At 48.4% G+C, this 13,290-nt stretch carries 16 protein-coding genes; 12 read left to right on the forward strand and 4 right to left on the reverse strand.

The features are described from left to right. Window positions 1-108: 108 nt before the first annotated feature. From CSQ88_RS20320 to CSQ88_RS20330, 3 genes are all read right to left on the reverse strand, one after another. Window positions 109-1,374 carry a PAS-domain containing protein gene (locus tag CSQ88_RS20320; protein ID WP_099399897.1) on the reverse strand — a complete coding sequence of 422 codons (1,266 nt, stop codon included), beginning with the start codon at window positions 1,372-1,374 and terminating at the stop codon, window positions 109-111. A 56-nt stretch (window positions 1,375-1,430) separates the two neighbouring features. Then, the gene (locus CSQ88_RS20325) at window positions 1,431-2,558 is read right to left on the reverse strand and encodes a BMP family ABC transporter substrate-binding protein (protein WP_099399898.1); all 1,128 of its coding nucleotides are present in this window, start codon (window positions 2,556-2,558) and stop codon (window positions 1,431-1,433) included. Window positions 2,559-2,671: 113 nt separating this feature from the next. Continuing rightward, complete coding sequence (locus CSQ88_RS20330) at window positions 2,672-3,334, reverse strand: TetR family transcriptional regulator (protein WP_306475257.1); 663 nt, start codon at window positions 3,332-3,334, stop codon at window positions 2,672-2,674. 113 nt (window positions 3,335-3,447) lie between these two features. On the opposite strand from CSQ88_RS20330, the gene CSQ88_RS20335 reads away from it, so the two are divergent. From CSQ88_RS20335 to ntrC, 12 genes are all read left to right on the forward strand, one after another. Next, window positions 3,448-4,824: an MATE family efflux transporter gene (locus tag CSQ88_RS20335; protein ID WP_099399900.1), complete on the forward strand. Its 1,377-nt coding sequence runs from the start codon at window positions 3,448-3,450 to the stop codon at window positions 4,822-4,824. 147 nt (window positions 4,825-4,971) lie between these two features. Next, window positions 4,972-5,259 (forward strand): DnaJ domain-containing protein, encoded by a 288-nt coding sequence (locus CSQ88_RS20340; protein ID WP_218963159.1) that lies wholly within the window; start codon window positions 4,972-4,974, stop codon window positions 5,257-5,259. Further along, window positions 5,256-5,795 carry a hypothetical protein gene (locus CSQ88_RS20345; protein WP_099399901.1) on the forward strand — a complete coding sequence of 180 codons (540 nt, stop codon included), beginning with the start codon at window positions 5,256-5,258 and terminating at the stop codon, window positions 5,793-5,795. The genes CSQ88_RS20340 and CSQ88_RS20345 overlap by 4 nt, the downstream gene beginning before the upstream one ends. 70 nt (window positions 5,796-5,865) lie before the next feature. After that, window positions 5,866-6,630 carry a hypothetical protein gene (locus tag CSQ88_RS20350; protein WP_099399902.1) on the forward strand — a complete coding sequence of 255 codons (765 nt, stop codon included), beginning with the start codon at window positions 5,866-5,868 and terminating at the stop codon, window positions 6,628-6,630. A gap of 9 nt (window positions 6,631-6,639) precedes the next feature. Continuing rightward, window positions 6,640-7,836 (forward strand): hypothetical protein, encoded by a 1,197-nt coding sequence (locus CSQ88_RS20355; protein ID WP_099399903.1) that lies wholly within the window; start codon window positions 6,640-6,642, stop codon window positions 7,834-7,836. Between the two features lie 107 nt (window positions 7,837-7,943). Further along, entirely contained in the window at window positions 7,944-8,378 is a 435-nt protein-coding gene (locus tag CSQ88_RS20360; RefSeq protein ID WP_099399904.1) for a DUF6249 domain-containing protein, read from the forward strand. Further along, window positions 8,371-8,826, forward strand: coding sequence for an N-acetyltransferase (locus CSQ88_RS20365; RefSeq protein WP_099399905.1), 456 nt, complete (start codon window positions 8,371-8,373; stop codon window positions 8,824-8,826). Before CSQ88_RS20360 ends, CSQ88_RS20365 begins: the two co-directional genes overlap by 8 nt. Window positions 8,827-8,966: 140 nt before the next feature. After that, window positions 8,967-9,590: an HAD family phosphatase gene (locus CSQ88_RS20370; RefSeq protein WP_099399906.1), complete on the forward strand. Its 624-nt coding sequence runs from the start codon at window positions 8,967-8,969 to the stop codon at window positions 9,588-9,590. Continuing rightward, window positions 9,590-9,883, forward strand: coding sequence for a SelT/SelW/SelH family protein (locus CSQ88_RS20375; RefSeq protein WP_099399907.1), 294 nt, complete (start codon window positions 9,590-9,592; stop codon window positions 9,881-9,883). The genes CSQ88_RS20370 and CSQ88_RS20375 overlap by 1 nt, the downstream gene beginning before the upstream one ends. A gap of 117 nt (window positions 9,884-10,000) precedes the next feature. Beyond that, window positions 10,001-10,480 (forward strand): DUF4124 domain-containing protein, encoded by a 480-nt coding sequence (locus tag CSQ88_RS20380; protein ID WP_099399908.1) that lies wholly within the window; start codon window positions 10,001-10,003, stop codon window positions 10,478-10,480. Window positions 10,481-10,654: 174 nt separating this feature from the next. Further along, window positions 10,655-11,722, forward strand: a complete 1,068-nt coding sequence (glnL, locus tag CSQ88_RS20385) for a nitrogen regulation protein NR(II) (protein WP_099399909.1) — start codon at window positions 10,655-10,657, stop codon at window positions 11,720-11,722. Further along, window positions 11,719-13,119, forward strand: a complete 1,401-nt coding sequence (gene ntrC, locus CSQ88_RS20390; protein WP_099399910.1) for a nitrogen regulation protein NR(I) — start codon at window positions 11,719-11,721, stop codon at window positions 13,117-13,119. Before glnL ends, ntrC begins: the two co-directional genes overlap by 4 nt. An 81-nt stretch (window positions 13,120-13,200) precedes the next feature. Here ntrC and CSQ88_RS20395 read toward each other — a convergent pair. Further along, a partial coding sequence (locus CSQ88_RS20395) for an IS3 family transposase (protein ID WP_143449393.1) occupies window positions 13,201-13,290 on the reverse strand: 90 nt, incomplete at its 5' end.

Consider the following 13,290-nt stretch of genomic DNA (forward strand, 5'->3'; position numbering starts at 1 on the left):
GCAAGCATTTTGCTTAAAATGGCATCTTTACGAGCCTTGGGAATACGCGACATGATAAGTAACCAGCCCCCTGAGTAAGTTGGAATCCCTGAAAAGGGAGTATCTCAACTATCCTGACACAGGGGGGCTCATTCTGGCTAAGAAATCACCTTTGGCACGGCTTGCTTCTTCTGCCTGCTCCATGGCTCTTTTTTGTGCCGCAGCCAGCTCGCGCCGCGCCGTAATATCGGTCAGCACCACAACATCACCGCCGCCGGGAATACAATTTCTGCCCAGCTGCAACCAGCGGTCACCCAGGCGAATTTCAATACTTCCCAGCCCGGCCCCCAGCCAGTCTACTTTTCTGATCGTCCATTCGGGGCTGCAATGATGCACTTCAGAAATCTTTTGCATCATGCCGCCAAGATCAAGCCCCAAAAGCTCTTCCTGAGGAATTTCAACCAGCTGGGCAAATGCTTCATTCACCATAATCAGTTGCTGCCTGGCATCAAAGCCCACAAAGCCACTGGACATCGACTGCACCGCCGCATTGAGCCTGGCCTGAGCATCGCGTAAATCTTGTTGTGTGGCATTAAGCTGAATTGCATTACGGCGAAAAACCGCCAGTGCAGCGGCCATGGCCCCTACTTCATCCTTGCGCTCAAGACCAATTACCTCCAGTGAGGAGCGGCCTTCTGCCAGTTGCTTCATGACCTGCGTCATATCCAAAATAGGGCGGGCAATCAGGCGGGCTAATAAAACAGAAATAATGATGGATCCAAGACTCACAAGAACAACAATTGACCATGCCAGTGCACGGGCATGCTCCGCCTCTGCCAGCACCTGCGAGATATGGTGATTGGCCAGCAGCTCTGCATTCTTTACATGGCGGTTTAACTTTTCGCGGATCAAAGCATAATGGCCGGTCACATCTTCTGCCGCGAGGCCCCCTGCGGCGATATCAATACTGACTAAACTGGCGCTGCGCTCAGCATCATCTAAAAAGCGCTCAATACTTGTAATCAATTGAGCATCCAGCTTGTATTGCTTCAGATGCTGGGTTTCTTTTTTTAAGTTTTCAATCTGAGCCAGTAAATTCGACCTTAATCGGGCAACAGACGTTTTATCAAAAAAATTGGTTTCCCAAACCACCAGTCTTTGTAAATCAATTTGAATATGGGATAACTCCAGCGCAAAGCGATTAATTGCTATAACACTTGGCAATGTTTCCTGGCCAAGCCAGCGCGCGGCCTGACGCGCACTTTCACCCTGGCCAAGCCCCACCACGGTCACAATGAGCAGAGCCACAGTAAAAATAAAAGGCAGCAGCATAAATTTCATGGTTAAGGGGAAGTTAACCAATGTCCGCATCAATTTACGCAGCAAAACCTTCATCGTGCGACACCTCTGAAGCGATAACAACGCACATGGGCCTTGCCCCAACAGAGCTTCTAGCGGGGTAAGTTGCCGATTATTCCTTCAGCCAGCCAATACATTTTTTCCAGCTCCTGCGCTGTGCTTGCAAATTTCTGTCCGGCTGTAATCTGCAGTTTGCCGTTGTTATCTTTTACCGGCCCGGAAAAAACAAACATTTTTCCGCTTTTAATCATTTCACGCACCCGGTCAGCCTCCGCCCGGACAGCAGCAGGAACAAGCGGGCCATAGGGAGTGTTGCGCAGCAAACCACCGGCAAAGCCCGCCCTTACGGCACGTGGCCAGTCTTTTTTAGACCTGATTTTTTTTACGTAATCCGGGTAAAGATGGGTCCAGTCAAACTCTGCGCCCGTCAGCAGAAATTTCGGAGCGATAGAGCTCTGATCAAAATGGTAACCACAATAATGAATACCCTGCGCTTCACACAACGCAGCAAGTTTAATTGGGGAGTCAATATGGCAGGAAATAACATCCACTTTTTTGTCAGCTAACATCTTAAATGCCGCCATTTCATTTTGGGGATTACTCCAGTCACCCGTAAACTGCAAAACCATTTCTGCCTGCGGATTAGCCCGCCGCGCACCCAGCATAAAGGCATTGATATTGCGTAATACCTGCGGGATGGGCTTGGCTGCAATAAAACCCATGCGGCCAGTCGCACTCATCAGCCCGGCCACAAGGCCACTTATATATTGAGCCTCGTCGGTATATGCAAAATAAGTACCCACATTTTCTGGATAGATGCCTTGCCGGTATACAGCCCCCGCATGTAAAAACACCACATCAGGATATTGCCGGGCGGCTTCAAGTACATAAGGATTGAAATAACCATAAGAGGTGGCAAAGATAATGCGGCAATTTTTTTGCCCGGCCAGCATCTTTATCGCCACCGATGCCTCTTTGCCTTCAGGTATAGAATAAAGCTCGTGGATTTCCACATCACTCAGTGCAGCCACAGCGTGAGCACCCGCTGCATGAGCCTGGTTGTAGCCCAAATCATTTGCAGCACCAATATAAATAAAGCCCACTGCAAATTTGCCTTTACCTCCCGATGCCCATGCCGCAGGCCCCAGCGCGCTTAAAACCCCAAAACCAGCCAAAGCCCCCAGAACTTTGCGTCTGCTGGCCTGATCGACACGATTCATGCAGCCTCTCCAGGCAAAAGAAACATTGATTCAAAGATGCTGCCCGCTTTTTAATGATTTCAGCTTAGTTTTTTAAGCTGCACTCTGCCGCAGCAATCATCAAACTTAGCCACTCACAGGGCTAAATAAGCCTGCCCTTCATTATTCCGTTGAAAATATGGCGCATGCATCAGGCTAGAAACGGCCGTGCGCAGCATGCGCTCACAATCGGGCAAAGCCGCCTGAGGGCGGTCTGGGTAAACATCCTGCAGCATGTCGTAAGTGCCGTCAAAAACCGTATGCAAATACAGATTACTCAAACGTAAATCGAGGGTATCAGGCAGCTCTTTATTTTGCACCGCGCGGCGCAAAAGACGCAGGCTGTAATGCATCGCTAATTTTGTAATCAAATCCCTGTGCCTGATCAGAGCAGTATTTTCCGGGCTGCGCTCGCATTTAAAATACAAAATAGCAATCACAGACTGAGCCGTACCCGGCTGGCAAAAGAGATTCAAATAATAAAGCCCCGTTTGTACCAGCGCCTCCATAGCGCTGCTGCCGGCGGGGATAAAGTGCATCGCTTCAAGCGCAAACATGCGCTCGCTCATGGCCTTGCAAACATCGATTTTATTAGGGTAATGGCCATAAACCGCCCCACTGGATACACCCGCAGCATCTGCAATATCGGCCATCGTGGCTTGAGCCACACCCTTATCTAAAAACACCTGCTCCGCCCCATTCAGGATGGCATCACGCGTTTTTTGCGCGTCTTCTTTGGTTTTTCTTGCCCTGATGATCCTTTTTAGTTCCCGGAATTATTACATAGCATTAATTAATCGTGCGTGACTGATTAAATGTTAACCTAGCCGGCTCTTTAATCCTGTGGCCCCGGTGCTGCAAGTGAGCTTTTATGAATCAACAAAACGTACAGGACCTGAATACTCTTCCAGTTAAAACCCTCTTCTGGCGTTATGTCATTCCCTCCATTGCAGGCATGCTGGTGATTGGCCTTTATACCGTGGTCGATGGCATTTTTGTAGGCCGCTATGTGGGCGCGCATGCGCTGGCGGCGATTAATCTGGTTTACCCCGTGATTTTGCTGCAAGTCGGCTTAGGCGCCATGATTAGCATGGGTGCCGCCACACGAATCTCTATCTTGCAAGGCGCTGGACGCAGCAAAGAAGCACGGCAAGCGCTCGCCAACACCCTGCTGATTATTGCGGCACTCGGCATTCTTTTGCCCATCATCGGTATCAGCCAACTGGATCATCTACTGGCCCTGCTTAATGCAGATAATGATCCTGCCGTACTGCAAGAAGCACGCTCCTACTTATCGATCATGCTCTGGGGCGGCCTCGTCACGATAGGTCAGATGGCGGTGATATATTTAGTGAGAAACGATGGCAGACCGCAGCTTATTACCTATTTGGTCGTGGCAGGCGGCTTGGGTAATATTGGCCTGAACTACTTATTTGTTGTGGTATTCGGCTGGGGCTTAGCGGGGTTGGCATATGCCACCGTGCTCGATGAAGCACTCATCACCCTAGCAGGGCTGATCTACTTCTTCAGCCCCTTTGCTCGATTACGTCTTGCTCTGAAAGATATGCGCCCGCACTGGCAAAGCATGCCTTCGATGCTGGGCCTCGGAATATCCAGCCTGCTGATGGAGGCTAATTTAGCTTTTCTACTCTTTGCGCATAACTACCAGCTGCTGAAATACGGCCAGAGTGGCGATGTCGCCGCTTATGCTGTTGCAGGTTATACCGAAGCCGTATTTATTTTGCTGATACACGGGCTGGCGCTGGGGATGCAGCCCCTCTTAAGCCACGCTACCGGTGCAAAACAAGCACAAAGACTGGCGCAAACTTTATCTTATGGTTTACAAGTCAGCCTAGCCATCAGCCTTACAATACTGGCCGTCGTGCAGTTTTTCCCACAGACCATTGCTACGCTTTACGCAGGCCAAGATCAGGCACTGATCGAATCGGCAACACAAGCCCTGCAATTGCACTTATTTGCGCTCCCCTTTGATGGCGTAATTATTGTAGGGGTGATTGCTTTACAAGCCATGGCGCTCACCCGCTTGTCTATGTTGGGAACCTTAGGCAAAACGCTGCTCCTGATACCGGCACTCTGGCTTATGCCGCAATGGTGGGGCGTTCATGGTGTGTATATTGCACTACCATTAGTCAACATGCTGATTGGTATGGTGATTGCTGGCGTATTATGGCGCGAATTAGGCCGCCTTAAGCAAGGCTATCCATCCACCGTATACTCCGTTATCTAAGCGGCAGAGCAGCAGCCCCTGCAATAAGCAGTTGATATAGCAAGGGCTGCTGCCGTTTTTCGTTTAAAATACAGGCAGATGGCACCTCGTCCCGGCAAGGTGCAGCGATTACCTGCCCCTCTCTGCGCTTTAGGAAAAAAAGCCCACATGTCTGTTATTCAAGATCATTATGCAAAACTAGGCGTTTCACCCACTGCCAGCATCGATTTAATTAAATCCGCATACCGCAAAAATGCAACCCGCTACCACCCGGATAAAAACCCGGACCCCGCTGCGGTTGCACAATTCAGAGCCATTCAGCAAGCGTATGAAGTGCTGGCCGACGCAACACGCCGCCAGGCTTACGACGATTACCGGCAGCGCAGCCTGATCGACAATCCGCTTGAGATTGCCAGAGAAATTGCCGAAAAATATATTAAAGGAATTACCCAGTGAGCATTTCCCCATACTTTGCTGATCTTTACGCCAATTACGAAGCCGAGTTAGATGATTTATCCAGCGATTCCGAAGGAAAATCCGCCCTTAAAAAACGGCTCAATGAAAAACGTCAGGAAATTGAACATATCCTGCCGATGATTGAATTTGCACCAGAAATGGTTGCAGTAATTTTTCATAATGCTTTCAGCTTTAATAACCCCAAAGCCATGCAAAGTATTATTTTCAGTGAGCCCGAAGGCTATGGCGATGACTTTATTTCATGGGATGAGCTAAGCAGCCACTTAAGCATTGCCAGCTGGGCAAATCAATTAATTGATGCCACTTTAAATACAGAGGGTGGTGATCAGTTTATGGTTATGGCCGCTGCATTAGAGTTTATGCGCAGCATTGGCACGCACACTCATTATGTACAGGAAGAAGTAAGCGGGCACGAAGAAGAAGATGACGAAGACGGAGCGCTGCAATTAGATGAATCAGGTTCAGACTGGCTGAGTGAGCAAGGCTTTGAATCAACAGAAGCTGAAAACAATTAAGTAAATACACCGGCTTGTTCTAAGCTCAATAGGCTTAGTCATTAACCCGATTAAAGACAAAGGATTTCGCATGCATCCAGCAATTATTAATGCATCAAAATTAATTCTGACCGGAGATATCAGCGGTGCAGAAAAAGCGCTGTCGGATATTGCCGATCAGCAGGGCGATTATGCGCTGGCTGAAATTTTAGAAGATGTACCTGCCAAAGATTTATTAGCCATTATGCGTGAATACGATTCATCTAAAGAATCAGTACTCAGCCTGCTAGTCACGCCTGAGCAATTTGCCCGGGCCATTGTTTTAGATTCGCAATATGGCGACCGCACAAAAGATAAACTGCGCGCCATGATTAATGTGGTTATTTATAAGCATTCAGATTCTGCAGAAGAATATTTGGAAGCCATTTATGAAAACAATCCAGCCGGGATAGAAACCCTTGCTGATTACTTTCATGATTTTCACGAAGATGTCTTTAATTTTGTACTGCACGCCAGCAATACCAGCGCAACACTTCCTTTTATGTGTGACGATGGCAGCAGCAGCACTGATGAAATCAAAGAATTTTTTGAAGTCTTTCATTCGGCAGAGCACATTATTGATAAATTGAAATGGAATGTCTCCCGAGCAGAAATTGCAGACAGCGACTGGAAAGAAACCATTTGGGTGCTGTTTCACGAGCTGCCCGATGCATTTGATCACCTGATTCTTGAGCTGCAAGGCCGGGTACTGGCCAAATATCTGAAAGCTGAAAGCAAAGCACCAAGCAACGCCATGATTGAAGATCTGCTCAAAATGATTGATCTTGAAAGCGATGCTGAAGAATCTGCAATTTAAAGGGAAAGTATGAGTACAGCCTCTACCGCATTATCCACCATTGACAGCCGCAGATTCTTTGATAAAGCCCTCAGCTATGGCATCACTGAGGGCCTTATTTCAGCAGAAAAATTAATACAGATTCAAACTGATTTAGCCAAAGGTATGGTGCAGATCGCCAATTATTTTGGTACAGCCTATCTGCGTCCGGATATTGAATTATCACTGATCCGGATGGTGAATTTAATCAGCCTTTATCTTGAAGAAATATCCAAAGGTGATCTGCGGCTTGCCGCGCTGTCTTTAAGCAAAAATACCCTGCTGTCTCATTCAAAAGCGGGTGCAGATATGCTCAGAAAACTGCACGCCATGCCGCAGGATACTTTACTGGTAAGCAAATCAGGCGAAGAGGCAATCAGCTATCTGAATCAGCAAACGGCACAAGAACGTATTTCATTTGCCAAATATCTGGAAGAATTAAAACAAAAACAGCAGTACCAGCAAAAAATTGATCTGGGGTTTTGGCTGGCAAAAAAATTAGCGCTGGCCGCTAATGAGTTTTGCGATGCAGAATCGCTGATTCAAACAACCATGCTGATTTTATTTAATAAAGATGCAAAATTAAAACTGCCCAACCGGGCAGAGCTGGATAAGCTGATTAAAACAGCCAAAAAATCAGGGCTGGATACAGAACGATTTAATCAGTTTTTTTTTGCCGCGCCAGCCCAAATACAAAACACAGCGCAGTCAGAAATGGCCGGATTTATTGCCTTTGAGCTTCCTAAAATCAAGGCCGCTCAATTTATGCCGGAAACCTGCTATTTCCTTGATGCCGATATCAGCGAAATCAGCAATCACGATCATCAGCAGGCCCAACACTGGCGCAAGTTAAGCCATGATAATGACGAACAATCCGTGGCAACGCTATTTTTATTAGCCGCAACAGAGCTGCCATTAAAATCTTCCCTGCTTAAAAGAGAAGCAAAAGAGCTGATTAGCAAATACAGAGAATCTGGTTTTAATGCTGAAGCCATCAGGCAATTTATTGAGCATATTATCCCAGTGGCTTATCAGGAAGAGCTCACCAGGTATTGGAATAGCGAGTTAAAAAACACAGCAAGTTTTGAACTGGCCAATGATGATCCCGAACGCCCGGATTTTTATATGGAAAGAGCGCTCAAGTACCTGCAATCAATTTGTAATGCAAACTGGAAAGGAAGGAATTAACGCTGATTCCCCCGGCAGTGTGTCCTTGCAGGCAGCCCTGTTATTTTCTTGCCAAATATGGTGGTATGACGTCAGAATAAACACCATAATTGCTTAAGGAAAACGACATGAATGCCCTGCAAGCCCTATTATCCGCAGATATTATTATTCCTGTTGTGTCTATTTTAATGCCGGTGTTTATTGTGGCCATCGTGTTTTACTTTCGCCACCAAAAGCTTCAGTTACAGCATGAAACCATTCAAAAAATGCTGGCAAAAGACTTACCCATTCCCCCCGAGCTGTTTAATACGCCTAAAGCAGGGGCAGAAAATTTATATTCTGCCAAAGCAGACAAAGGTGCTAAGGACCATCCAGGCCGTCGATTACACGAGGCATGCACCCTTATCGGAATAGGAGCAGGTTTGATGGTGTTTTTCCACTTCAGTGGTTTTTCACCTGTTTTATGCTGGGCTGGCGCTATTCCGCTCGCACTGGGCATAGCCCGATTACTTGCAGTATTACTTGAACCACTTGTATCTAAAAAGGTAAGTATTGATGAGTAAACCGTGTTTTATCCGCTATGCCAATTTAGATGATTTAAACCAATTAGCCCCCTTATTTAATGCTTATCGCATTTTTTATCAGCAAGAGAGCAATCTGCAAATTGCTCATGATTTCTTGCAGCAGAGGCTGGCATTTAATGAAAGCGTAATTTTATTAGCCAGCGATCAGGAAGGTAATGGGCTTGGTTTTATCCAGCTCTACCCTTCTTTTTGCTCTATTGCTGCGGCCAGAGTCTGGGTTTTATATGATTTATTTGTTGATGAAGCAGCCAGAGGCCAGGGAATCTCGCGCCTGCTGATGGAAAAAGCCCGCCTTCACGCCATACAAACCGGCGCAGTGCGCCTTGATTTATCTACTGCCCATAGTAATCAGCGCGCCCAGGCTTTATATGAATCCCTGGGCTATAAGGCCGACCAGACTTATCGTTATTACAGCTTAGAAATTTAAACGGATTTGTGGAATATTGATCGCATCAGTTTGTTTATTCAAACATAAGTTGCTGAATATTAAATAAGTATAACTGTCATTTAATAAGTAAAGCTCAGGGGGTACAATGGCGCGTCTGTCATTCCCTGAGTCAGTTCACCATGACTATTCGCGCCGTTGTCTTTGATTTTGGTGGTGTTTTATTTGACTGGAATCCCGAATATCTTTATCGCAAATTAATTAGTGATGAAAAAGAGCGGGCCTTTTTCTTAAGCCATGTGTGTAATGGCGAATGGAATATCGAACAAGACCGTGGCCGCAGCATTAGCGATGCTATCCGGATCAAACAAGCTGAATTCCCTGAATATGCCGATTGGATTACTGCATTTTATGCGCGCTGGCCGGAAACATTAAATGGCACCTTGCCAGATGGTGTTGCGCTGATGGAACAATTAGAAGCGGCCAATGTCCCACTCTATGGCTTAACTAATTGGTCGAATGAAACCTTTCCCTATGCATGGGAAAACTATCCTTTGCTTCACCGTTTTAAAGACATTGTGGTTTCTGGCCGCCTCGGCTTAATTAAACCTGATCCGGCCATTTATCAGGCCATGTTTGAAAGAATTGCGCTTTCTATTCAAAATTTACAGCCTGATGAGCTGGTTTTTATCGACGATGTGGCAAAGAATGCGAATGCGGCAATAGAATCAGGCTGGCATGGCATTCACCATACCAGTGCCAAAGAAACCACAATACAGCTCCATCAATTAGGCGTGCAATTTTAATGACGATCCACCACACTCCCCGTGTAAGCATTTTGTACTGCACACAGTGCAACTGGTTACTTCGCTCGGCCTGGCTTGCGCAAGAGCTGCTTTCCACTTTTGCACAAGAGCTGGGAGAAGTCGCTTTACAACCTGGCACGGGGGGCGTTTTTGTTGTGCACTGTATGGATACGCTGATCTGGGACAGAAAAACCGAAGGGCGCTTCCCAGAAGCAAAAGAGCTGAAACAAAGAGTCAGGGATTTAATCGCTCCGGAAAAACCTTTGGGCCATAGCGAAAAGCAAGCAGACTAAACACCGGAGCAAATCATCAAAACACTGAAAAATACAGCTGCAGCTGAATAAGCGCTTAGCGAACACTAGCAAACTTGCTTATGTTGATTTAAACCCGTCCTGTGTTAAGTTACGCCCATGCTTAAGTATCTTTTTATTTCTATCCTGTGTATTGCCCCGCTGGCCCACGCTGATATCTATAAATATGTGGACGAGAACGGCAATGTTACATTTTCAAATATTCCCATGCGTAATGCACAGCGTATTCTGGCAGAGCCGGGTGCGCTTATTCCTGCCCCGCGCTCACGTGGTAATTCCGCCCCTAAGGAGCGCAGCCCGCAAACCGCCACGCCAGGCAATTTCCCGCGTGTTGACGCTGCAACGCAAAAAAGCCGGGACAGTAACCGCCAGCTGATCCTGAACGAAGAGCTGGCCAGCGAGCAAAAAAATCTGGCCGAAGCACGCCGTTTACTCGCAGAAGCTGAAAGCAGCAGAAGCGCCGAAGAAAAAGCCAGCCCGCAAAAGTATGTCGAAAAAATGGGCCGCATTCGCAATAATATGACGCTGCATGAAAAAAACATCACCGCCCTGCAATCCGAAATCAGCCGCCTGCGCTAAGCACCTGCCCATCGCTTACTCTTCTTTCTGACGCACCATCAGCTTCAAGCAATGCACCACCATGGTGCATTGCTCGTGTATGCTTCAGTCTGAAGCAGCAAAAAAAGCCATTCTTCTGCTGGCCCGCAAATTGCTAGAACCCCATAGATAAACGATCTTACAGGGCAAGCCGCCATGAGCCATTCTGCCTTTTCCGGTCTTGAGTTTCTGGACGATGCCGTCATTGCCGTTGCCGCAGACGGTACGCTGGTTTACGTTAATCCGGCAGCAACCGATCTGCTTGGCCTGCGCCAGGATGATGTGGGAATGACGCTCTCAGCCACTCTGGAGCCCCACAGCCCCATTGTGAGTGCCGTCATCACTGCCTGTACAGAAAACATCAGTATTACCGAGCATGAGCTGCTGCTGTCCACCAACCATGGTGATATTTACGTTACGCTCACAGCCAGCCCCATCGAAACCAGCGCTGCAGCGGCCCTTGTTGAAATCCGCCAGATGGATCAGCAACGTAAAATTGTGAATGAAGCCAGGCTGCAAGCACAGCAGCAAGCCAACCGCGAGCTGATTCGAAATCTGGCACACGAGATTAAAAATCCACTCGGCGGAATACGCGGCGCAGCGCAATTATTATCGAGTGAGCTGCACAGCCGCGAGCTGCAAGAATATACCCAGGTGATTATTGATGAATCACAGCGCCTGCAAAGGCTGCTCGACCGCCTGCTTACGCCCCACCGTCTGCCTAAGCTCACCGAATTAAATATTCATGAAGTATTAGAGCGCGTACGCAGCCTTGCTTTGGCAGAAACCCCCAATGGCTTATCTGTAAAGCGGGATTACGATACTAGCCTGCCCAGCCTGATTGCCGATCAGGAGCAGTTGATACAAGCCGTGCTTAATATTGTGCGCAACGCCGTGCAAGCCATGGCAGGGGTGGGTGAGATTTTCCTGCGTACCCGGATCGCGCGGCAGGTTACGCTGAACCGGCGTCGTTTCCCGCTTGCATTGCAAATTCAAATTATTGATAACGGCCCGGGGATACCTGATTCGCTCAAGGAAACATTGTTCTATCCCTTAGTTTCCGGCCGCCCCGGCGGCACAGGAATCGGCCTGCATCTGGCCCACACTTTTGTAGTACAGCACCACGGTACGATTGAATTTGAAAGCCGTCCCGGCCAAACCTGCTTTAGCCTGCTGCTTCCACTCAATGGCTGGCAATATAAACCGAATCAGGAGACCGTATGAGCGCAGTCTGGATTATTGATGATGACCGTTCTATTCGTTGGGTGTTTGAAAAAGCCCTTGCCAGAGAAAACATCTCGCATTCCAGCTTTGCCTCTGCCACCGAAGCGCTGGCAAAACTATCGCAGGAACAACCTCAGGCAATCGTTTGCGATATCCGCATGCCAGGCGAATCCGGCCTGCAATTTTTAGAAATTGTGAAGCAAGACTGGCCGGACCTGCCCGTGATTATCATGACGGCCCATTCTGATTTAGACAGTGCCGTATCTGCTTTTCAAGGGGGTGCTTTTGAATATTTACCCAAGCCTTTTGATGTAGACCAGGCCACCGCTTTAGTCAGACGGGCCATAGAAGAAAGCGAGCGTTTTACCCGACAGGAGGGCAGCCCCGTACCAGCAAACTCGCCCGCACCAGAAATCCTAGGCCAGGCTCCTGCCATGCAGGATGTATTCAGGGCCATTGGCCGCCTGAGCCAATCTGCGGCCACCGTACTGATCACAGGTGAATCAGGCAGCGGTAAAGAGCTGGTCGCCCGTGCACTGCACCGGCACAGCCCGCGCTCTGCCCGCCCCTTTGTTGCAATCAACACAGCGGCGATCCCAAAAGATTTACTTGAATCAGAATTATTCGGCCACGAAAGAGGCGCTTTTACCGGCGCGGATGCCAAACGGCAGGGCCGCTTTGAGCAGGCCGAAAGCGGCACGCTGTTTTTGGATGAAATCGGCGATATGCCATCCGAGCTGCAAACCCGCCTGCTGCGCGTTTTATCTGATGGCTTTTATTATCGGGTGGGCGGGCACCAGCCCATTAAAGCCAATGTGCGCGTGATTGCGGCAACCCATCAGCATTTAGAAGAGCGCGTTAAGCAAGGGCAATTCCGGGAAGACCTGTTTCACCGCCTGAATGTCATTCGCCTGCGCTTACCCGCACTACGGGAGCGATCTGAAGATATCCCGCTGCTGGCGCGTTTTTTTCTGAGTAAATCTGCAGCAGAGCTGGGCATCGAAGCAAAACGCCTGAGCGATGATGCCATGGCAAAGCTGGCCGCTTTTAGTTTTCCCGGCAATGTGCGCCAGCTGGAAAACCTTTGCCACTGGATGACCGTCATGGCCCCCGGCGCCTTGGTACAAGCAGGCGATTTACCGCCGGAGCTCAATAACGGAGAAGTGCTCAGCAAGAGCGGAGACTGGCTGAGCCACCTTGGCATTGAAATCAGCCAGCGTCTCAGCCGTGGCGACAACCGCATTCTGGACGAGCTGACCCCCGCTTTCGAGCGGATTGTGATCGAGCGTGCCCTTGCCTTTACAGGGGGAAAACGCATTGAAGCGGCTGAATTACTGGGCTGGGGCAGAAATACACTCACCCGAAAAATTCAGGAACTGGGCATGGAGAATAATTAGTTTTAAGCTTCACAGATAAAACAATCAGCCAACAAAAAGCCGCATTGTGAACTGACCCCAATTAGTTGGACAGTATAAAAGCTAGGCGCTCAAGGGCTGGGTTCTGTATTGCACAGGACTCAGCCCTTTTAACTTCAGTTTGATTCGGTCGTGGTTATAGTAATGGATGTA

The sequence above is a fragment of the Iodobacter sp. BJB302 genome (genome assembly GCF_002735645.1).
In the GTDB taxonomy this organism is placed as follows: Bacteria; Pseudomonadota; Gammaproteobacteria; order Burkholderiales; family Chitinibacteraceae; genus Iodobacter.

What these genes read in the sequence shown, in the direction of transcription:
- CSQ88_RS20320 (WP_099399897.1), bottom strand. Translation starts at nt 1,374, where the DNA reads ATGAAGGTTTTGCTGCGTAAATTGATGCGGACATTGGTTAACTTCCCC.
- CSQ88_RS20325 (WP_099399898.1), bottom strand. Translation starts at nt 2,558, where the DNA reads ATGAATCGTGTCGATCAGGCCAGCAGACGCAAAGTTCTGGGGGCTTTG.
- CSQ88_RS20335 (WP_099399900.1), top strand. Translation starts at nt 3,448, where the DNA reads ATGAATCAACAAAACGTACAGGACCTGAATACTCTTCCAGTTAAAACC.
- CSQ88_RS20340 (WP_218963159.1), top strand. Translation starts at nt 4,972, where the DNA reads ATGTCTGTTATTCAAGATCATTATGCAAAACTAGGCGTTTCACCCACT.
- CSQ88_RS20350 (WP_099399902.1), top strand. Translation starts at nt 5,866, where the DNA reads ATGCATCCAGCAATTATTAATGCATCAAAATTAATTCTGACCGGAGAT.
- CSQ88_RS20355 (WP_099399903.1), top strand. Translation starts at nt 6,640, where the DNA reads ATGAGTACAGCCTCTACCGCATTATCCACCATTGACAGCCGCAGATTC.
- CSQ88_RS20360 (WP_099399904.1), top strand. Translation starts at nt 7,944, where the DNA reads ATGAATGCCCTGCAAGCCCTATTATCCGCAGATATTATTATTCCTGTT.
- CSQ88_RS20365 (WP_099399905.1), top strand. Translation starts at nt 8,371, where the DNA reads ATGAGTAAACCGTGTTTTATCCGCTATGCCAATTTAGATGATTTAAAC.
- CSQ88_RS20370 (WP_099399906.1), top strand. Translation starts at nt 8,967, where the DNA reads ATGACTATTCGCGCCGTTGTCTTTGATTTTGGTGGTGTTTTATTTGAC.
- CSQ88_RS20375 (WP_099399907.1), top strand. Translation starts at nt 9,590, where the DNA reads ATGACGATCCACCACACTCCCCGTGTAAGCATTTTGTACTGCACACAG.
- CSQ88_RS20380 (WP_099399908.1), top strand. Translation starts at nt 10,001, where the DNA reads ATGCTTAAGTATCTTTTTATTTCTATCCTGTGTATTGCCCCGCTGGCC.
- glnL (WP_099399909.1), top strand. Translation starts at nt 10,655, where the DNA reads ATGAGCCATTCTGCCTTTTCCGGTCTTGAGTTTCTGGACGATGCCGTC.
- ntrC (WP_099399910.1), top strand. Translation starts at nt 11,719, where the DNA reads ATGAGCGCAGTCTGGATTATTGATGATGACCGTTCTATTCGTTGGGTG.